This window comes from Listeria aquatica (assembly GCF_014223975.1).
Classification (GTDB): Bacteria; Bacillota; Bacilli; order Lactobacillales; family Listeriaceae; genus Listeria; species Listeria aquatica.
In genome coordinates this window covers 98,502-120,073 of the sequence record NZ_JAARRM010000003.1, presented here as the reverse complement: position 1 = coordinate 120,073, position 21,572 = coordinate 98,502, and the positions used below count along the sequence as shown (strand labels likewise).

Here is a 21,572-nt window from a genome sequence, read left to right as displayed (position 1 = left end):
GGTTAATAAATAGAGGAAGTTGGAAGAGAGGGAAGGCATTGTGACAAAAATTTTAGTTGTGGATGACGAATCATCCATTGTTACGCTTCTAGAATTCAATATTAAAAAAGCTGGTTACGAGGTGATCACGGCTTTTGATGGTGCAGAAGGTTATGACCTCGCTATCTCGGAACGGCCAGATTTAATTGTGCTTGATTTGATGTTGCCTAAAATGGATGGGATTGAGGTGACGAAAAAATTACGACAAAGTAAAGTGGATGTGCCAATTTTGATGCTTACAGCAAAAGATGAGGAATTAGATAAAATTATTGGCCTCGAACTTGGGGCGGATGATTATTTAACAAAACCCTTTAGCCCGCGCGAAGTTGTGGCTCGAATTAAAGCGATATTGAGACGCGCTGCGAAGGGAGACAAGTTTAGTGAAGAGGCATCAGGAAGCGGAGAGGAAAACAAACTCATCATCGGTGAACTAGAAATTCTTCCAGAAAGTTATCAAGCTTTTTTGCGCGGCGAGGCGCTTGAACTTACGCCGAAAGAGTTTGAATTGCTACTTTATCTGGCGAAACATCGCGGGAAAGTGTTCTCACGCGACCAGTTGCTCGATGCGGTGTGGAACTATGATTATATTGGAGAGACGCGAATTGTCGATGTTCATGTGAGTCATTTGCGTGATAAAATCGAGACGGATACGAAACAACCGCAATATATCAAAACGGTGCGCGGGTTTGGCTATAAAATGGAAAGCGTAAAGGAATAGACGAATGAATAAATTATGGCTAAAGATCGGTGTTTCCTTTTTCGTTTTATTTTTTATCACGATTGTTGTGGTGGGGTTCTTTTCAGGAGAACTTATGAAATCGACTTACATGAAAATGAAGGAGAATCAGTTAAAAGATGAAGCGCAAATTTTGGTGCACACACTTAATCTAAGCAACCAGGATTTAGATGGACGTGAAAAAGAGCTTGAAAAGGCGCTTGCGCCGCTTGGGCGAGAAGTGGATGCGCGGATTACAATTATTGACCGGCCGGGAAAAGTGATCATGGATTCAAAAGAAAATCGTGAACAGCTCGGGAATCATGCGAGTCGACCAGAATTTAAAACAGTACTTCAAAATGGGAAATCTGTTGGGATAGCGACAAGAAAAAGCGCTACAGTTGGCTACAGTATGCTCTATGTGGCGGTACCTATTTTGCACGATGGAAAAGTGGATGGAGCCCTCCGAATTTCTGTTTCACTTGAATCTATTGAAAAAGCAGTTAATAAGTTATGGGGAAATCTTCTCTTGATTTTAATCCCAATTTTACTTATTATCGCAGCGATTAGTATAATCCTTGCACGACGGATTACACGCCCTGTACAAGAAATTATTGAGGTCTCAAATGACTTGGCTTCGCGTAACTACAGTAGCCGAATTTACGGGAAATCAAGTGGAGAACTCCAAGAAATTTCAGTGTCCGTCAATAAGCTAGCGGAAAGTTTAGAACAACAAATGTATGAAATTCGTGAAAATTCACAGCGGTTATCTGCGATTGTGGAGAATCTTGTGAGTGGTGTTATGTTGATTAATTACGATAAAGAAATTATCATGACGAATAAAGCGATGTATCAAATTCTAGGCGAACAAGAAATTACTGGCAAAACATTTTATGAAGTCATTAAAAGTTTTAGTGTCAGTAAGTTGATTGAAAGAGGCTTTCAAGAGAAACAGCGTGCGCAAGAAGAAGTGGCGATTTATTTCCCTAGAGAAATGATACTAGATGCCAGTGTTACACCGATTCTGATGGAAGACGGAGAAATTTCTGGTATCGTGCTTTTATTGCATGATATCACGCAAATTCGCCACCTCGAAAACGTTCGCTCTGAGTTCGTTGCTAATGTGTCACATGAGCTAAAAACCCCGATAACGGCAGTTAAAGGTTTTGCGGAAACATTACTGGATGGGGCTATGGATGATGAAAAGCTACTAAAACAATTCTTGACCATTATTAAAGACGAAAGTGAGCGCTTGAACCGCTTAATTTTAGATATTCTAGCACTCTCGAAAATTGAGCAAAAAGCACTCCCTGTACACATGGAACAAGTTAATTTAGATGATGTGATCCGGCAATCCGTAGAAATGGTAAGTGAACTGGCGAGCGTGAAGGCCATTCAGCTTGAAATTCCTGAAAAAAAACAGCCACCCCTTGAAATTACGGCGGAGAGGGATCGAATCCAGCAGATTCTTGTAAATTTATTGTCGAATGCCATTCAATATACGCAGACAGAAGGGAGAGTTCGCTTAAGTTTGGATGATGCAGGGGATTACGTTGTGATAAAGGTAATGGACAATGGGATCGGTATTCCGGAAAAAGATTTGGACCGGATTTTTGAACGATTCTACCGAGTGGATAAGGCAAGAAGCCGCCATTCTGGCGGAACGGGACTAGGTCTCTCAATTGTGAAACACTTAGTTGAAAGTATGGATGGCGAAATTCTTGTTATGAGCAAAGAAAATGAGGGAACAACTTTTGAAATTAAATTGCCTAAGATAAAGTAATCTCGTTGTCTAAATCACTACACGAAAGATGAGATATTTTAACCATTTCAAATTAGAAGAAGCAAATCTTAACACGCCTAGGCGAAAACTTTCGCTTAGGCGTGTTTTTTTATCCAAAAAATTCATTTTCCTGTCATTTTTTTAACGGGATTTAAAGATTTACACGATCTTAACATTAGCTAAATAACGGCTTAATGGTTTCTGGTTATAGTAGGTATTGTAAGGATAACCAATTTATCAAAATAAGGTGGGTAATAAAAAATGAAAAAAAAGGTTTTGGGTATAGCGACAATTTTATCAGCATTAATGCTTGTTCTTGCGGCTTGTGGAAGTGGAAGTTCTTCAAATGGCTCAGGCGGTGATTCTGATGAAACATCTGGATCCCTTACTGCTGTTGGATCAACAGCACTACAACCTCTTGTTGAAGCTGCAGGAAAACAATTTCAATCGGAAAATCCTAAAGCACAAATTAACGTACAAGGTGGCGGCTCTGGAACAGGACTAACACAAGTGCAACAAGGTGCGGTAGATATTGGGAACTCAGATGTGTTTGCTGAAGAAAAAGACGGTGTGGACGCTTCAAAACTTGTTGATCATAAAGTTGCAGTTGTCGGCATGGCTCCGGTTGTGAATAAAGATGTTGGCGTTGATAACTTAACTCAACAACAATTGATTGACATCTTTACTGGAAAAGTAACGAACTGGAAAGATGTTGGCGGAAAAGACGAAAAAGTAACGGTGATTAACCGAGCTGAAGGAAGCGGAACTCGTGCCACATTCGAACAATGGGCGCTAAAAGGGGAAACGCCTATCAAAGCACAAGAGCAAGACTCTTCTGGAACCGTTCGTAAAATCGTAAGTGAAACACCAGGAGCGATCAGTTACTTAGCTTTTTCTTACATTAATAAATCAGTAGTTGGTCTCTCTGTCGACGGTGTAAAACCAGATGAGAAAAACGTCGCAACGAACGATTGGAAAATCTGGTCTTATGAACATATGTATACAAATGGTAAGCCAAAAGGTCTTACAAAGAGCTTCCTAGATTATATGACGAGTGATGCCGTTCAAAAGGATATTGTTCCGCAACTTGGCTACCAGTCAATTAAAGAAATGAAAGTAGAACGTAGCGCAGATGGAAAAATTACAAACCTTTAAATAAAAGATGAGAGAAATAATGAAAATGGGAAGTCTATCCTTTGAGATCAGGATAGACTTGCCCGCATGTTGGGGAACGGAAGGAGTTTTACGTTTTGGAAATCATGAATGAAGAAAAACTAACACGCACATCCAAAAAAGCACGCCTTGAATCAAGAGGGAAAATTATTACCTTTATCTGTATTGCCGTGATGGTCATTGCGGCAGTTTCTATCCTTTATTTTGTCATTTCAAAGGGATTATCCACCTTTTTTATTAATAAAGTATCATTTTGGGATTTCATTTCTGGAAAGGACTGGAATCCAACGAAAACAGATGCGGCAGGCAATGCTCTTGTCGGCGCACTTCCAATGATTATAGGTTCATTCGCCGTGACTTTGCTTGCCGCTTGTATCTCGGCGCCACTTGCGATCGGAGCAGCCATCTTCATGGTCGAAATTTCTCCGCGCTTTGGGAAAAAGGTATTGCAACCAGTCATTGAACTACTTGTTGGGATTCCATCGGTTGTTTATGGCTTTATCGGGTTAAGTGTTATCGTCCCGTTTATTCGAGAACATATCTCAGGGAGCGGTTTTGGGATTGCCGCTGCAACCGTTGTTTTAACTGTAATGATATTACCAACTGTAACGTCACTTTCAGTTGATGCGATTAAAGCAGTGCCACGCCATTACCGGGAAGCTTCGCTCGCGCTCGGAGCAACTCGTTTTCAAACAATTTGGCGTGTTGTGCTTCGTTCTTCGCGCGCAGGGATATTGACAGCCGTAGTGTTCGGTATGGCGCGTGCCTTTGGTGAGGCGCTCGCAGTTCAGATGGTTATCGGAAACTCAGCAGTCATTCCGACGTCTCTTTTCGAGCCGGCATCTACCCTAACAAGCATTTTGACGATGGGGATGGGGAATACAGTCATGGGAACACTCGACAACAATATTCTCTGGTCGCTTGCAATGGTTCTACTGGCGATGTCACTCTTTTTCATCATTATTATCCGATTCATCGGCCGTAGGAGGAAAGCGAAATGAATGTAAAAACAAAAGATAAAATTGCCACAGGCGTCTTTTATTTCATAGCCGTCCTCATTACGCTCATACTTGCAAGTTTGCTTGGTTATATTCTTGTGAAAGGCGTGCCGAAACTTAGCCTCGATTTCTTGACGAATCCTCCGCAAGCATTTAAAGCGGGTGGTGGAATCGGACCTGAAATCTGGAACTCCTTTTACATGCTAATTATTACAATGCTCATCTCAATCCCAATTGCTCTTGGTGCAGGGATTTATATGGCAGAATATGCACGGAAAAATTGGGTGACCGACTTAATCCGGACAACGATCGAAGTCTTAAGCTCCTTGCCATCTATCGTAGTTGGACTATTTGGATTCCTTGTTTTCGTCATCCAAATGGGCTGGAGTTTCTCAGTATTATCCGGAGCTTTAACACTAACCATTTTCAACTTGCCGCTTTTAATCCGCGTTGTTGAAGATGCGCTTCGAGCGATTCCAGATACACAACGTGAAGCAGGTTTAGCTCTTGGAATCTCCAGATGGGAGACTATCACACGGGTTCTGATTCCAGCCGCTCTCCCGGCGATCATAACCGGCATCATTCTTGCGGCAGGACGTGTATTTGGTGAAGCCGCAGCACTTATTTTCACAGCAGGACAAAGCACGCCGATTCTTGACTTTACAAACTGGAATCCAGCAGATGTCACCTCGCCACTCAATATTTTCCGTCCCGCTGAAACACTTGCCGTACACATTTGGAAAATCAACGGGGAAGGCATTATGCCAGATGCGCGCGCTGTTTCAGATGGAGCTTCCGCTGTATTAATTCTATCGGTGTTACTTTTCAATATCTTGGCTCGTTTACTCGGAAAATTAGTATTCAAAAAAATGACGTCTTCGTCTTAAAACAAAGGAGTTTTGAAGATGCTGTTAACGAAAAATCAAACCAGCGCAGGGATGCTTGATAAGCAAGAAACAAAAACTAGGGCTTTGACAAATGAATCTAGCTTAGCGGCAAGCCGAAACGCGATGGCAACAGAAGACCTCCATGTTTACTACGGAGATAATCATGCAATCAAAGGAGTAAGTCTAGCCTTTCCTGAAAATCAAGTTACCGCGCTAATTGGACCATCGGGATGTGGAAAATCTACCTATTTGCGGGCGCTTAATCGTATGAATGAAGAAATTGATGGATGCCGGATGGAAGGCAAGATTCTCTACGATGATATTAATATCAACCGGAAAGAGATTGATCTTTACCGCATTCGACAAGAAATTGGCATGGTTTTCCAAAAGCCGAATCCATTTTCGAAATCCATCTATGAAAATATTGCATTTGGACTAAAGCGTCACGGAATGCGTGGTAAAAAAGAATTGATGGAACGTGTTGAGAAAAGTTTACGCGGAGCTGCACTTTGGGATGAAGTAAAAGACGACTTAAATAAAAGTGCGCTTTCGCTTTCTGGTGGGCAACAGCAAAGGCTTTGTATCGCAAGAGCTATCGCGATGCAACCGAAAGTCTTGCTCCTTGATGAACCGGCTTCTGCACTTGACCCGATTTCAACCAGTAAAATTGAAGATTTAATTAATGAACTAAAAGAGAAATACACGATTGTCATTGTGACGCATAACATGCAACAAGCCGCTCGTGTATCTGACTTTACCGCCTTTTTCTATCTAGGCGAAGTAGTAGAATTCAAGGAAACAACAGAACTTTTCACGAACCCATCAGAAAAACGAACGGAAGACTATATTTCTGGGAACTTTGGTTAAAGGAGAGGGAATAGGATGGAAATGACGACCGAAAAAACCAAATTTATGATTGAAACAACAGATGTCGATTTATTTTATGGGGCCAAACAAGCTCTTAAAAAAGTTTCGCTTTCAATTAAAGAAAATCAAGTCACCGCATTAATTGGCCCATCTGGATGTGGAAAATCTACATTTTTGCGAACACTCAATCGGATGAATGACTTGATTCCTAATGTAAAAACGACTGGCAACATAAAAATCTCAAATGAGGAGATCAATCAAGCAAAAGTAGATCTCGTAGGGCTTAGAAAGCGTGTTGGGATGGTCTTTCAGCAACCCAATCCTTTTCCATTCTCAATTTATGACAATGTCGCATACGGGCCACGGATGCATGGCGTAACGAATCGGAAAGAATTGGATGCGATTGTGGAGCGAAGTCTTCGCCAAGCCGCACTTTGGGATGAAGTCAGTGATAGGCTCGACAAACCCGCAACAGGAATGTCGGGCGGGCAGCAGCAGCGCCTCTGCATTGCGCGAGTTCTTGCCGTAAAACCCGAAGTCATTTTGATGGACGAACCAACCTCGGCGCTTGATCCAATTTCAACGGCCAAAGTCGAAGATTTAATTTTGGAATTGAAAAAGGATTATACGATCGTCATCGTGACACACAACATGCAACAAGCATCTAGGATCTCCGATGAAACAGCCTTTTTCTTAAATGGTGAGATCATTGAATTTGCGGATACCACCTCTATTTTTACCAATCCAGCAAAACAAAAAACAGAAGATTATATTTCTGGTCGATTTGGATAAGGAGTGAAAACACTATGGTAGTGAGAAAGTTATTTACGGAGCAATTGAATGATTTACATCAACATTTATTAGAAATGGGCATGTTAGTAAACGAAGCAATTTTTAAAGCGATGAAGTCACTTTCAGAACGTGATATCAAGCTTGCCGACCAAGTAGTTGCAGAAGACAAAGCTATTAATAACATGGAATTATCACTTGAGCAGGGCTCTTTTGAGCTCATTGCCTTGCAACAACCTGTTGGGACGGACTTGCGAAAAATTGTCACAGTTTTAAAAGCGAGCTCTGATTTGGAGCGAATGGGGGATCATGCAGTCAGCATTGCGAAAGCGACTATTCGCTTAGGGGACAGCAAAGTGCTAAAGCCCATCCCTGAGATTCCTGAAATGGGAGAACTTGTTAAATCCATGCTTCACGACGTGTTGAACGCTTATTTAGCAGGGGATGCGGTGGCAGCGCGCGAAATTGCAGCGCGTGATAATGATGTCGATAAGCTACACCGAATTGTGTCACATAAGTGTATTGAGCAGATGCAAGAAAATGCAGAACATCTGGAGGAAATCTCGCATTTACTGCTTGTTGCTCAAAATTTGGAACGAATTGGAGACTACATCACCAATATTTCTGAGTGGATCGTGTATTTGGATAGCGGTGAAATTGAGGAATTGAATAACTAAAAATAGCCTCCGGCATACCCGGAGGCTATTTTTACAGTGGAACATTTTCTCGGATTGAAAAAAACAAAATGATGAAAAAGCTTCAGGAACTGCTAGTGTAGACTTGTTACTAATTAACTTTGTTTTTGGTAAAAGAAGGTCAAACAAAATTGGGAATTCACTTGCCTTTTTAAAAGTTATATATTATTATATGTGTATATTGACATATAATAATATATAACTTTTAAATTCACTAAAGTTGCACAAACCCGTGCGAACACGCTATCATATGATTATATGAACATATAATAATGGAGTGTGAACGGATATGGAAAATCATTCGGGTTTAGACGAAGAGACATTGCTAAATGTCACACAAATTTTTAAGGCGCTTTCGGATCCAACACGTGTCCAAATTTTGAATCTCTTGCAAGAGCGAGAGTATTCCGTGAATGAAATTGCGCGAACGCTCTCTTTCAACCAAACGACGGTTTCTCATCAATTACGGTTTCTGAAAAATTTACGACTTGTGAAATCGCGGAGAGAGGGTACAACCATTTATTATTCGCAAGATGACCACCATGTGCTTGAATTGCTTAAACAAGCGATTCATCACGTTGAACACAGATGATTTAAGGGCGCCTATGCTAGGAGCGGATCATGATGACAGAGTATCGACTAACAGGACTTTCTTGTGCCCACTGTTCTGAAAAACTGGAGCGGGAAATTCGGAATTTAGACCATGGAAGTGAAGCTAAAATTTTTTATAATACATCCAAGCTTATTCTTCCAGATAAAGTACCACTTACTGCTGTTGAAAAAATCTTAAAAACAGAAAATGTAGCGATTGTAAATTCTGATAGCTCGCATTCAGAAGACGAGCATGCGCACAGCCATGAACATGGCAACGATAAAAAACTTTTGATTCAGTTAGGCATTTCAACGGTATTGTTTCTAGCCGCATTTATTCTTGGAGACAAAATTCCTTGGGGAGCTTCTTTTGCTATTTATTTTGTGGCAGCGGGACTGAGCGGCTATCAAACTTTCTTTAAAGGGCTTAAAAACCTTTTTCGGTTGAAATTTACAATTGATACACTCATGACAGTGGCTTTAATTGGTGCTTTTGCAATAGGTGATTATAAAGAAGGTACAGTTGTAGCGATTTTGTTTGGCTTAAACGAATATCTGGAAGGTTTCGGCATGCGTCAAGCGAGAAAATCCATGTCTGAACTTTTAAAAGTCGCCCCTAAAACAGCCAATATTCTGGTGAACGGTGAAGTGAGTCAAATCCCAATCTCCAAACTTCAATTAAAAGACGTAGTTTTAATCCGCGCTGGAGAGAAAGTCCCATCGGATGCGACGGTTATTGAAGGCGCAAGTTCCTTCAATGAAGCAGCAATCACCGGGGAATCCATGCCAGTTGAAAAACAAATTGGGGATCCCCTGTTTGGCGGTTCGATTAATAATGAAGGAACCATAAAAGCTGAAATTTCAGCGCTATATGAAGATTCTTCCCTTGCAAAAATTCTTCACCTTGTGGAAGAAGCGCAAGAAACGAAGACGCCAACTGAACTCTTTATTGATAAATTTGCACGTTACTACACGCCAGCGATCATGCTTTTTGCAGTAATGATTGCGTTTTTGCCACCACTTCTTTTCGGTGCAGATTTTTCAAAATGGCTTTATGAAGGGTTAGCCGTTCTAATTATCGGCTGTCCATGTGCGTTAATCCTTTCTTCGCCAGTTGCGATTGTTTCGGGGATCACTCGTAGCGCGAAAAATGGCGTTTTAATCAAGGGTGGCGTTTTTCTTGAACAGCTTGGAAAAATAAAGCAAATTGCATTCGATAAAACAGGAACACTGACAAGTGGAAAGCCAGTTGTAGCAGAAATGATCAAGTACAATGATCACTTCATGGACATTGCGGCGCGGATGGAAAGTGATTCCTTACATCCGATTGCATCGGCAATTACTCAAAAAGCGAAAAGCGACGGTGTGAAAATCGGCAAGATGGACTCGATGGAAACCATCGCTGGAAAAGGCCTTGTAGGAAGCCTTGCTGGTGTATCCTACTTTATGGGAAATGAAAGTCAAATCCCGGATGGGGCTTGGGATGAGAGAGCACGCTCAGATGTGCAAAGTTTGAAGCAAGCTGGCTATACGGTCGTTGTGACAGCATCTGAATCGCAAATCCTCGGGATGTTCGGTATCCGAGATGCACTCCGGCCAGAAAGTCGGGAACTCATTTCAGATTTACATCAAATTGGCGTGACGAATACCATTATGCTCACTGGAGACCATGTGAAAACAGCTGAAAAGGTTGCATCCGAAATTGGCATGGATACTTATTATGCCGACTTGCTTCCAGAGCAAAAACTGGACCAAATCCAGAAGATTCAATCTGAAACGGGGAAAGTGATGATGGTTGGAGATGGCATCAATGATTCGCCTGCACTTGCCACGGCAGATCTTGGGATTGCTATGGGAAAAGGCACCGATAGCGCGATTGAAGTGGCGGATGTTGTCTTGATGCAAGATCATTTGCTTAAGCTTCCAATCACCATCCGGATTGCTAAAAAGGTGCGCAAAATTATTGGCTTTAACATTGCGTTTGCGCTAGGCCTTAAAATTTTGGCACTTTTGCTGACGTTACCAGGGTTACTCACACTTTGGATGGCCATTATGGCAGATATGGGAGCAACGATTATTGTGACGCTTCTTAGTTTGACAATTTTGATCCGGACGAAAGAAGAAAAAATTTTATAACTAGAAAGGACGTCTTTTCGTTTCCTGCAAAGGGAAAAAGGCGTCTTTTTGTCGAAAAATTTGGCTTTCTGTGGTAAAGTAAAGGACAAATAAGATTTTGGAGGGAAAGGTTTGAAACTCACGTCAAAGCAAAAAACGGCGGTCATTACAGGTTTTATTTTGATGTTTGCGATCGCGATCCTCGGTTTGTTGTTTAATCAGTCGCTTGCTCTTGTTTGGATACTTGGAATCTTGCAATTTATTTTGATTCAAGTCACTTGTTTTATTTGGATTTATGCGCCGATTCAGGCAGATCAAGCACGAAAACGCAAACTTTTCAGCTGGGGCGTGCTGCTCACTGCTTTAGTTTTGCTTATTCTTGCACTCGTTGTGCCGGATAACTTTCGCTCTTATTCAGGTTTCATGATTGCGCTTGTTGGCTATGCGGCTGCGGTTGTGATGCGTGAAGTGGAAAATACGAATCCAGCGAACAAAAAGCAGCAAAGTCATAAAAAATAATTAAGAAGGAGTGTTAAGATGGGAATTCATCAATATTTTCAAAGTTTATCGGATCTTGAGAACATTTATCGTTGTCCGGGAAAGTTTAAATATCAGGAGCATTCCGTCGCTGAACATTCTTTCAAAGTGACAAGTATCGCTCAATTTTTTGGAAATGTAGAGGAGAAAGCTGGAAATGAGGTCGATTGGCGGGCGCTTTATGAAAAAGCGCTGAATCACGATTATTCTGAGCTTTTTATTGGCGATATTAAAACGCCTGTAAAATATGCGACAGCAGAGCTTCGGGAAATGCTTTCAGAAGTGGAAGAAAGCATGACACAAAATTTTATTGAGCGGGAAATTCCAAGTGAATTTCAAAATATCTATCGCCATCTACTAAAAGAAGGTAAAGATGAAACGCTTGAAGGCAAAATTTTGGCGATTGCAGATAAAGTGGATTTACTGTATGAGTCCTTTGGTGAGATCCAAAAGGGGAATCCAGAAAATGTCTTTGTTGAAATTTACAGTGAGGCGCTTGCAACGATTTATAAATATCGGGAGATGGCAAGTGTGAAATATTTTCTGGCAGAAATTCTGCCAGATATGCTACATGAAAAAGGCATCCGCAAAACTGAGCTTCCTGAATTAACGAATGATATTACAGCTCAGGCTTTAAAAGACGATTCCAAGTAAAGGAGAGGAGAAACATGATTGATCAAATGCTTTCGGCTATTTTCTTTCCTGGACTTTTGGTCATCATGTTTGCGCGAATTACTTATAATCGCTATATTGCGCTTCTTTTGATGGTCATTTTAATTGCGGCGAGTGTGAAGCTTGGTTACACGGGAACATACTGGTTGATGGTCCTAGACGCGTTATCCATGACGGTGGGATTTGCTGTTGCAACGGTCATGCTGAAACGGCTCAAGGCAAAAGGAAAGCACATGGATAGGTGAAAAATAAGAAAAGTGATAAAATAAAGAGAGAAAAAACGTGATCCGTCGAGATGACGTTTTTTCGTTCTCTTTAAAAGCGAAAATATGTTCGCTTTTTGCTAGGCGAATAGAATACTTTATGGTAAAATGAAAGAATCTTATGTATTGGTAGAAAAAATTTAACGAGCTGGAATGGAGGAAGAGACATTGACTGATAAATTTGAACTCGTTTCAGAATATAAACCGTCTGGTGATCAGCCAAGAGCGATTGAACAACTGGTTGCGGGCCTTAATAAGGGTGTGAAGCACCAAACTTTACTTGGGGCAACGGGAACCGGGAAGACGTTCACGGTGTCTAATGTCATTCAGGAAATTAATAAGCCGACGCTTGTTATGGCTCATAATAAGACGCTAGCGGGACAACTCTATAGTGAATTTAAAGAGTTCTTTCCAGAGAATGCTGTCGAATATTTTGTGAGTTATTATGATTATTATCAACCTGAAGCCTATGTTCCGCAAAGTGACACTTATATAGAAAAAGATGCGAGTATTAATGATGAAATTGATAAATTACGACACTCGGCAACGGCCGCTTTATTTGAACGACGTGATGTCATCATCATCGCTAGTGTGTCTTGCATATATGGTTTAGGGGCACCAGAAGAATATGGGAAATTACTTGTTTCACTAAGGACTGGAATGGAACTTGGGCGGGATGAGTTACTTCGTCGTTTAGTGGCTATTCAGTACGACCGAAATGATATTGATTTTCAGCGTGGTCGTTTTCGCGTACGTGGCGACGTTGTTGAAATTTTTCCAGCTTCTCGAGATGAACACTGTATTCGGGTCGAGTTTTTTGGTGATGAAATTGAACGAATTCGCGAAGTAGATGCGTTAACGGGCGAAATTATTGGTGACCGGGAACATGTTTCGATTTTTCCGGCTTCTCACTTTGTGACGAGCCCAGATATTATGAAAATTGCCATTCAAAACATTAAACTTGAGCTAGCTGAACGTTTAAAAGAGTTGCGCAGTCAAGATAAGCTATTAGAAGCGCAACGCCTTGAACAACGAACGAATTATGATATTGAAATGATGGAAGAAATGGGGTACTGCTCGGGGATTGAAAACTATTCAAGACACCTAGCGCTTCGAGAACCAGGTTCGACGCCTTATACGTTGCTTGATTATTTCCCAGATGACTTCCAAATTGTGATTGATGAGTCACACGTTACAATGCCTCAAATTCGGGGGATGTATAACGGGGACCAAGCGCGAAAACAAATGCTTGTAGATCACGGGTTTAGACTTCCATCAGCGCTTGACAACCGGCCGCTACGACTAGAAGAATTTGAAAAACATGTCAATCAAATTGTTTACATTTCCGCAACGCCAGGTCCTTATGAACTAGAGCACAATCCGGATGTAGTGGAGCAAATTATTCGTCCAACAGGGCTGCTTGATCCAATTATTGAAGTTCGTCCAATTGAAGGACAAATTGATGATTTGATTGACGAAATTAATGATCGGACTGGAAAAGATGAACGGGTTCTGGTTACGACTTTAACGAAAAAAATGGCGGAAGATTTAACGGATTATTTGAAAGAAGCTGGTATCAAAGTCCAGTATCTGCACTCTGAGATTAAAACTCTTGAACGGATTGAAATTATTCGGGATTTGCGGCTAGGGGTGTTCGATGTGTTAGTCGGCATCAACTTATTGCGTGAAGGGATCGATTTACCGGAAGTATCATTAGTTGCGATTCTAGATGCCGATAAAGAAGGATTTCTTCGTTCAGAGCGCTCGCTTATTCAAACGATGGGGCGTGCGGCACGGAATGAACACGGAAAGGTTATCATGTATGCGGATAATATGACAGATTCCATGAAGAAATCCATTGATGAAACGGAACGTCGTCGTAAAATCCAAGAGGAATATAATGAAAAACACGGTATTGTGCCGAAAACAATTCGGAAAGAAATTCGTGGCGTGATTTCTGCGACAACAGCTTCTGAAGAGGAAAACGAGAAATTGCAAGACTTGAGTAAGCTAACGAAACAAGAACGTGGTCAATTAATTGAAGATATGGAACATGAAATGAAAGCTGCGGCGAAAGCACTTGACTTTGAGCGGGCGGCTGAACTTCGTGATGCACTTTTAGAACTTAAAGCGGAAGGATGAGTCAGATTTGAAAAAAGATAAGATCGTAATCCAAGGAGCAAGAGCGCATAACTTGAAAAACGTTGATGTGGAAATCCCACGCGATAAGCTAGTTGTCATGACTGGCTTATCTGGTTCCGGGAAGTCTTCGCTTGCTTTTGATACGATTTATGCCGAAGGACAAAGGCGTTACGTGGAATCCTTGTCCGCATATGCTAGGCAGTTCCTTGGTCAAATGGATAAACCTGATGTGGACTTAATTGAAGGTTTAAGTCCAGCTATTTCGATTGACCAAAAAACGACAAGTCGAAATCCACGTTCCACGGTCGGAACGGTAACAGAAATTCACGATTATTTGCGCTTGCTTTATGCTCGCGTTGGTCATCCTATTTGTCCCAATCATGGAATTGAAATTACTTCGCAGACGATCGAACAGATGGTAGATCGTGTTTTTGAATATCCTGAAAAAACTCGGATTCAAATTATGGCTCCGATTGTTTCTGGAAAAAAAGGCACGCACAAGAAAACGTTTGAGGAAATTAAAAAGCAAGGTTACGTGCGGATTCGTGTTGATGGTGAAGTATATGATGTTAATGATGAGATTGAACTTGAAAAAAATAAGAAACATTCTATTGAAATTATTATTGACCGAATTGTCATCAAGGAGGGTGTACATTCACGTCTATACGATTCACTTGAATCGGCACTTAAGCTCGCAGATGGCTATGCGATTGTAGATGTGATTGGTGAAAAAGAACTCCTATTTAGTGAACACTATGCATGTCCATATTGTGGCTTTACTGTTGGAGAATTAGAACCGCGGATGTTTTCTTTTAATAGTCCGTTTGGAGCTTGTCCAACTTGTGATGGTCTTGGAACAAAGCTTGAAGTGGATGTAGAAACAGTTATTCCGGATCCATCACTTTCACTAAATGAAGGTGCCATTGTACCTTGGAAACCGATTAGTTCACAGTATTATCCACAAATGCTTGCTTCTGCTTGTGAAGAGTTTGGGATCGACTTGGATACACCATTTGAAAAACTTCCGAAGGAACATCAAAATATTGTTTTAAGGGGTTCTGGTGAAAAAGAATTTTTCTTCAAATATAAAAATGATTTCGGGATGACACGAGAAACTTGGATCCCATTTGAAGGTGTTCTACCAAATATTGAGCGGCGTTACCGGGAAACAAATTCGGACTTTACGCGAGATCAAATGGCACAATATATGACTAATTTGCCTTGTCCAACTTGTCATGGCTATCGTTTGAAAGAAGAAGCGCTCGCTGTGAAAGTTGACGGAAAGCATCTCGGTGAAGTGAGCGATTACTCGATTACGGAAGGCTTTGATTTCTTTGAAGGCCTTGATTTATCGGAAAAGGAATCACAAATTGCTGCTCCTATTTTGAAAGAAGTTCGAAATCGATTAGGTTTTCTCAAAAATGTTGGATTGAATTATTTAACGCTGAGCCGGGCAGCTGGAACGCTTTCTGGCGGTGAGGCACAGCGGATTCGACTGGCGACGCAAATTGGCTCAAAACTAACCGGTGTGCTTTATATTTTGGATGAGCCTTCGATTGGCTTGCATCAGCGAGATAATGACCGACTTGTAAATACTCTTCAGGGAATGCGAGATATTGGAAATACGCTTATTGTTGTTGAGCATGATGAGGACACTATGATGGCAGCGGACTATTTGATTGACATTGGTCCTGGAGCTGGAGAACATGGCGGGGAAATTGTTGCAGCAGGAAGTCCAGAAGAAGTTGCGAATAACGCCGATTCAATCACGGGTGCTTATCTGTCTGGTAAGAAGTTTATTCCGGTTCCAACGAAGCGTCGTAAAGGAAATGGAAATAAGCTTGAAATTATCGGAGCGAAGGCAAACAATTTAAAAAATGTATCGGCGGATATTCCGCTTGGAACTTTCACGTGTGTTACAGGTGTTTCAGGTTCAGGGAAGAGCTCGCTTGTGAATGAAGTCCTTCGGAAGGCACTTTCACGAAAGTTAAACCGGGCCAATGCTAAGCCGGGTCCACACAAGGAAATTAAGGGGATTCAGCACCTTGAAAAAATCATCGATATTGATCAGTCGCCAATTGGACGGACACCAAGGTCAAATCCGGCAACGTATACTGGGGCTTTTGATGATATTCGGGATTTGTTTGCTGCAACAAATGAAGCAAAAGTTCGCGGATATCAAAAGGGGCGGTTTAGCTTCAATGTAAAAGGTGGACGGTGTGAAGCTTGTAAAGGTGACGGCATTATCAAAATTGAGATGCACTTTTTGCCGGATGTCTATGTTCCTTGTGAAGTTTGCGGTGGGAAACGCTATAATAGTGAAACACTCGATATTCATTATAAAGGAAAGAATATTGCGGAAGTGCTTGATATGACAGTTGAAGAAGGACTGGACTTCTTCCAAAACCAACCGAAGATTGCTCGGAAATTGCAAACTATTGTGGATGTGGGTCTTGGATATATTCGTCTCGGTCAGCCAGCTACAACGCTTTCTGGTGGAGAAGCGCAACGTGTGAAGCTGGCTTCGGAACTGCACAAACGTAGTAACGGGAAGTCGTTCTACATTTTGGATGAGCCAACAACGGGATTACATGTTGATGATATCGGGCGGTTGCTGGATGTTTTGCAACGGCTTGTTGAAAATGGAGATACGGTGCTTGTGATTGAACATAATTTGGATGTGATCAAGCAGGCGGATTATTTAATTGATCTTGGTCCAGAAGGTGGCGATGGTGGTGGACAAATTGTCGCTAAGGGGACACCTGAGAAGGTCGCATCATCGAAAAAATCGTATACAGGACATTATTTGAAACCGATTCTGGAACGCGATAAGAAACGTATGAAGGAAAAGGTTGCAGAAAAGCAAAAATAAATTGATAAGCTTGATCTGGAGGAAAGTCGCCAGATCAGGCTTTTTCTTTTCCCCAAAAGTCTAAAGAAAGAATCGTTCTTAGGTTGTATGACAGATTTTCTGTGATGCGTCATAATAGAACTATAATAAATGAGACACTAAATCAACTGGAATTTTTGAATAAATGATGAATTTTTGGAGGGGAAAAGCATGGAAAATGAACGTAAACGTATTTTGGAACTCGTGAAGCAAGGCGTGATCTCAACTGAGGAAGCTTTAATGTTGCTTGAAAATATTTCGAAAAAAGAAGGAAAGAGTGCAGCTTCTGAAAATATGCGTCAAGCTGATCGCTCGGAAGCCCGTCAAGAAGAAGTAGAGCAAGAAGAAACGGGCTATGATTATTCACAAGGCTGGAACACTAAAGATAATCCGTATCGTGGTGGAGAAGCCAAAAAAACGCGGCCTCGTCCTGAAAGCGGCTCAAATAAAGAAGAAAAGGCAAAACTAGAAAGAGAAAAACAAGCGAAGCGAGAAGAAACGCTTAAAAATGTGATGAGTGATCTTTCGCAAGCTGGTGAAAAAATTGGTTCTTTCTTAGGAAGTGCGATTAATCAAGTGAAGGATATGCCGTTTCCGTTTTTGACCTCAACGAAGCTAGAACGTGAATTTGTTTATCATGACACGACACTTTCTATTTTAGAGTTTGATGTGGCACTCGGAAACATTGAATTTAAGCCTTCGGAAAATGAAGATATTCGCGTGAAAGCCGCAATTAAGCTCTTTAAGGAATATCCAGAAGAAGAAGCGATGAAAATTTTCTTTGATCGGACAACGCTTCGGGTTGATGAGGAAACACTTCGATTCGAATCTAAATCTAAACAAATTGTGACAAACTTAACGGTCTATTTACCACGTCGTGAATATGATTATGTTTCGATCAAAATTTTAAATGGGAACTTCCATATCGATGAGCTCGTTGGTCGTGATTTATTTGCCAAAACAACAAACGGAAATATCAGTGTCGGTACGCTTCAAGCAACACTTGCCGAAGTTGAATCGATCAATGGTAATGTTCGTGTTCAAAATGGGAAGGTGCGAGATGTTTCACTGAAAACGTTAAATGGAAATGTTGCTGTAAAAGGTGAATTTTACTCAAGCAATTTAACGACTAAAAACGGTAATGTTCGTTATCAATTAGAAAATCCAAATGCGGTTTATCTTAAGGCAAAAGCTGGCGCTGGGAACATTGAAGTCATTGTACCGAAGGAATCAGGTTTGGATGGACGCGTTCATACTAATCTAGGTAAGATACTGCTTGATGTGAAGGATGCGGAAGTTTTGGATTCGAAAACGGAATCAGTGAATAAAATGATGGTATTTACTAAAGTTTCAAGCACGGACTCGGAAGCGCTAAAAGTTGAAGCAGAAGCAACGACGGGTAATGTGAAAATTAGAGACTTTAAATAAATTAAATTGGTGGGAAGCAGTTCTCCTGTTTCCTGCATGATTGGTTAAGATTTAGAAAGAAAGGAAGCAGAAGCTATGGAGAAAAAGTTGAGAAGGTCAAGAGTAGATCGTAAGGTGGGCGGTGTTTTCGGCGGTATTGCGGAGTACTCAGGAATTGATGCGACAATTTTGCGGCTCGTCTTTATTGCTTTTGCGATTTTTACAATGAAGACCGGAATTGCGATTATTGCTTACATTATTGCTTTGTTTGTGATTCCTTCAAGTAAAATGAACAATGATGAGGTAAGAGCGGAGTTCAGACGCAGACAAGATGAAAAGCGTCGCTATGTGAGTGAAAGACGTGAGCAGCGTTTTGACCGGATAGATGAAAGAGTTGCAAGGAAACAAGCTCATGTGGAGCGTCGCATGAGGCATATAGATAAAGTGCGCTCTTTGCATACACCTGAACCGGCCATTCACCGCGGCGAAGCAAGACCCCGCCCGACTCGAGAATTTACGTTTGATGCGACTACATTTAAGGCATTTAAAATTCAAATCGCGACTGGAGATGTTCGCTTGCGTGTTTGGGAAAAAGATGAGCTGAAAATGCGTGTTGTGCTTGCGGTACATGAAAAAGCACGGTCGATTCGTCAAATGAGCGAAGACAAGCTATGGGATTATTTCTTTAGTGAAACGATGTTAGAGATTGATCCTGCGCAGTTTACTTTTGAATCGAGAAAAGATATTTTGAAGACGGATGTTGTTTTAACGGTTCCGAAAAGACTTTATGAGCAAGCTAAAATTCAATTGCTTAACGGGAACTTAAAGTTTGATGATATTTCGGCAGAGGATACGATTATTAAGATCCATCATGGGGATCTTCGTTCTTCAGCGGCAAGTGGTAAGTTTTTAAGTGCCGATTTACAAGATGGCGAAATTTACTTCAAGCGAGCAAACATCGAAAACTTGGATCTTGCTACGCAAAAAGGTGATGTTGTCGTAGATGGTAATTTTATTACAACCGTTGCTAAATCTGCCAAGGGCGATGTTGAGTATAGTTTGAACAATGATTCAGCCACATCAGCCGATTTACAAGCTCCACATGGTGATATTCGCATCCAGATTCCCGCATCGTGGAATGTGGATGGAACACTTGGAACTAAACGAGAAAAAATTTACTTTGATTTAAAAAATGCTAAAGTCTGGGATGATTCAAGCCAAGCACTTGTTTTCACACAAAATGCTGAAGAAATAAGTACGGCGACTTTGCAAGCTAAAGTAGACAATGGAATTATTAAAGTAACTGAACTGGAAGAAAAACAGGAAGATGTTTTATAATCATTAAAAGAAGGGAAGAAAATACGATGAAAAAACTAACGAAGTCATCAGAACACAAAATGCTAGCTGGAGTTTGCGGCGGTTTCGCAGAATACTTAGGATTTGATGTCACTTGGATACGCCTTGCTTGGGTGATTCTAACCTTAATCGGTGGATCGGGTATCTTGCTTTACATCATTGCTGCGATTATTATGCCAAGTGCTCCAGAGTCAGAGTGGGAGTGAATTTTCGAAAATGCGCTGGTTAATAGGAGTAATCATTAATGCTGTTTTATTTGTCGCGATGTCTGGTTTCTTTTCCAGCTTTCATGTCGACGGATTTATGACAGCCGTTATTGCAAGCTTTATTTTAGCAATCTTAAACATGTTGATTCGTCCGATTTTGTTTATTCTAACGCTCCCAATTAATATTTTGACGCTCGGCTTATTTACCTTTGTTGTGAATGCGCTGATGCTTGAACTAACAACTTATTTCATGGGAAGCTCGTTTAGTATTGATGGATTCGGAATGGCAATGTTGATTGCTGCGATTATGGCATTTGCCAATATGATTATTAATTCCGTATTATGGGATGATAAGAAGTAACAAAGACAGCTCCATTCACGTGGGGCTGTTTTTGTTTGGGAAGTATTTCAGGAGAAGTTTATGATTTAACTACTCGAAAAGCGTGAGAAATGGTAAAATAAAGAAAACAAAACCTGATGGAGGTAATTTGATGACAAAATCTGTTCCGGTAAAAGAATTAATGGAGCGGCTTAATTTAGAAGTGCTTTGTTCAGATAACGGATTAGATCGCCCAATCGTAACAAGTGATTTATCAAGACCAGGCCTTGAACTGACGGGCTTTTTCTCTTATTATCCTGAAGACCGTGTACAACTATTCGGAATGACGGAGATTTCGTTTTCAAAGGGGATGGAACCACAGGAACGCTTGAAGCGCTATAGACAAATGTGCACGCGCCGCACACCCGCTTTTGTAATCTCACGTAGCCTAGAAGCACCAGATGAGCTCCTTCAAGCCGCAAAAGAAGCTGGGATTCCTGTCCTCAGGTCTCGCCTTAAAACAACACGGCTGTCAGTTTATATCACGAATTATTTAGAGAGTAAACTCGCGCCAGTTATTTCAAAACATGGGGTTTTAGTAGATATTTATGGGCTTGGTGTTTTGATTACGGGAAATAGTGGAGTCGGAAAAAGTGAAACAGCGCTCGAGCTTGTGAAACGCGGGCACCGACTTGTAGCAGATGATAACGTTGAAATTCGGAAAGAAGATGAACTGTCATTAATCGGTTCTTCGCCAGAAATTATTGAACATTTACTGGAAATCCGCGGGTTAGGTATTATTAATGTAATGACACTTTTCGGAGCGGGTGCGGTTCGGTCGAGTAAAAAGATTACGCTCGTTGTACATTTAGAAAATTGGGATCCAGAAAAACATTATGATCGTGTGGGGCTGGATGAAGAAAAAACTCAAATTTTCGATATGGATGTTCCCATGATTACAGTCCCTGTCCGTCCGGGGAGAAACTTATCAGTTATTATTGAAGTTGCTGCTATGAACTTCAGACTGAAAAACATGGGTTACAATGCAGCTGAACGCTTTACAAGCGATCTTAATCATTTGATTAGTCACAATAGCATGAACGATTAAAACGTTGAAAACGGGGCCCT

At 41.1% G+C, this 21,572-nt stretch carries 20 protein-coding genes; all 20 read left to right on the top strand.

Features of this window, described 5'->3' with window-relative positions:
* The first annotated feature begins 40 nt into the window (after positions 1-40).
* The gene (locus tag HB912_RS09230) at positions 41-757 is read left to right on the top strand and encodes a response regulator transcription factor (protein WP_036073289.1); all 717 of its coding nucleotides are present in this window, start codon (positions 41-43) and stop codon (positions 755-757) included.
* Positions 758-761: 4 nt separating this feature from the next.
* A complete protein-coding gene (gene pnpS / locus HB912_RS09225) occupies positions 762-2,537 on the top strand; it encodes a two-component system histidine kinase PnpS (protein WP_185374002.1) in 1,776 nt (591 codons plus the stop codon).
* Between the two features lie 261 nt (positions 2,538-2,798).
* Positions 2,799-3,692 (top strand): phosphate ABC transporter substrate-binding protein, encoded by an 894-nt coding sequence (locus HB912_RS09220; RefSeq protein ID WP_185374000.1) that lies wholly within the window; start codon positions 2,799-2,801, stop codon positions 3,690-3,692.
* 104 nt (positions 3,693-3,796) lie between these two features.
* Positions 3,797-4,711, top strand: coding sequence for a phosphate ABC transporter permease subunit PstC (gene pstC, locus HB912_RS09215; protein WP_425324772.1), 915 nt, complete (start codon positions 3,797-3,799; stop codon positions 4,709-4,711).
* Positions 4,708-5,595 carry a phosphate ABC transporter permease PstA gene (gene pstA, locus HB912_RS09210; RefSeq protein WP_185373996.1) on the top strand — a complete coding sequence of 296 codons (888 nt, stop codon included), beginning with the start codon at positions 4,708-4,710 and terminating at the stop codon, positions 5,593-5,595. The genes pstC and pstA overlap by 4 nt, the downstream gene beginning before the upstream one ends.
* A 123-nt stretch (positions 5,596-5,718) precedes the next feature.
* Positions 5,719-6,462, top strand: a complete 744-nt coding sequence (pstB, locus tag HB912_RS09205; RefSeq protein WP_221635699.1) for a phosphate ABC transporter ATP-binding protein PstB — start codon at positions 5,719-5,721, stop codon at positions 6,460-6,462.
* Positions 6,463-6,483: 21 nt separating this feature from the next.
* Positions 6,484-7,254 carry a phosphate ABC transporter ATP-binding protein PstB gene (gene pstB, locus HB912_RS09200; protein WP_185374148.1) on the top strand — a complete coding sequence of 257 codons (771 nt, stop codon included), beginning with the start codon at positions 6,484-6,486 and terminating at the stop codon, positions 7,252-7,254.
* A gap of 14 nt (positions 7,255-7,268) precedes the next feature.
* Positions 7,269-7,928, top strand: coding sequence for a phosphate signaling complex protein PhoU (phoU, locus tag HB912_RS09195; protein ID WP_185373994.1), 660 nt, complete (start codon positions 7,269-7,271; stop codon positions 7,926-7,928).
* 307 nt (positions 7,929-8,235) lie between these two features.
* Complete coding sequence (locus HB912_RS09190) at positions 8,236-8,538, top strand: ArsR/SmtB family transcription factor (protein WP_036073138.1); 303 nt, start codon at positions 8,236-8,238, stop codon at positions 8,536-8,538.
* A gap of 32 nt (positions 8,539-8,570) precedes the next feature.
* Positions 8,571-10,673, top strand: a complete 2,103-nt coding sequence (locus HB912_RS09185) for a heavy metal translocating P-type ATPase (RefSeq protein ID WP_185373992.1) — start codon at positions 8,571-8,573, stop codon at positions 10,671-10,673.
* A gap of 162 nt (positions 10,674-10,835) precedes the next feature.
* Entirely contained in the window at positions 10,836-11,171 is a 336-nt protein-coding gene (locus tag HB912_RS09180) for a hypothetical protein (protein ID WP_052008549.1), read from the top strand.
* 18 nt (positions 11,172-11,189) lie between these two features.
* A complete protein-coding gene (locus HB912_RS09175) occupies positions 11,190-11,843 on the top strand; it encodes an HD domain-containing protein (RefSeq protein WP_036073130.1) in 654 nt (217 codons plus the stop codon).
* A gap of 17 nt (positions 11,844-11,860) precedes the next feature.
* The gene (locus HB912_RS09170; protein ID WP_036073285.1) at positions 11,861-12,106 is read left to right on the top strand and encodes a CsbA family protein; all 246 of its coding nucleotides are present in this window, start codon (positions 11,861-11,863) and stop codon (positions 12,104-12,106) included.
* Between the two features lie 186 nt (positions 12,107-12,292).
* A complete protein-coding gene (gene uvrB, locus HB912_RS09165) occupies positions 12,293-14,266 on the top strand; it encodes an excinuclease ABC subunit UvrB (protein WP_185373990.1) in 1,974 nt (657 codons plus the stop codon).
* Between the two features lie 7 nt (positions 14,267-14,273).
* Complete coding sequence (gene uvrA / locus HB912_RS09160; protein WP_185373988.1) at positions 14,274-17,138, top strand: excinuclease ABC subunit UvrA; 2,865 nt, start codon at positions 14,274-14,276, stop codon at positions 17,136-17,138.
* 189 nt (positions 17,139-17,327) lie between these two features.
* Positions 17,328-18,584, top strand: coding sequence for a DUF4097 family beta strand repeat-containing protein (locus tag HB912_RS09155; protein WP_185373986.1), 1,257 nt, complete (start codon positions 17,328-17,330; stop codon positions 18,582-18,584).
* A gap of 75 nt (positions 18,585-18,659) precedes the next feature.
* Positions 18,660-19,901 (top strand): PspC domain-containing protein, encoded by a 1,242-nt coding sequence (locus tag HB912_RS09150; RefSeq protein WP_185373984.1) that lies wholly within the window; start codon positions 18,660-18,662, stop codon positions 19,899-19,901.
* A 26-nt stretch (positions 19,902-19,927) separates the two neighbouring features.
* A complete protein-coding gene (locus tag HB912_RS09145) occupies positions 19,928-20,125 on the top strand; it encodes a PspC domain-containing protein (protein ID WP_185373982.1) in 198 nt (65 codons plus the stop codon).
* A 10-nt stretch (positions 20,126-20,135) separates the two neighbouring features.
* The gene (locus HB912_RS09140) at positions 20,136-20,486 is read left to right on the top strand and encodes a phage holin family protein (RefSeq protein ID WP_036073117.1); all 351 of its coding nucleotides are present in this window, start codon (positions 20,136-20,138) and stop codon (positions 20,484-20,486) included.
* Positions 20,487-20,616: 130 nt separating this feature from the next.
* On the top strand, positions 20,617-21,552 hold the full coding sequence (gene hprK, locus HB912_RS09135; RefSeq protein ID WP_036073113.1) for an HPr(Ser) kinase/phosphatase: 936 nt from the start codon (positions 20,617-20,619) through the stop codon (positions 21,550-21,552).
* Positions 21,553-21,572: the final 20 nt, after the last annotated feature.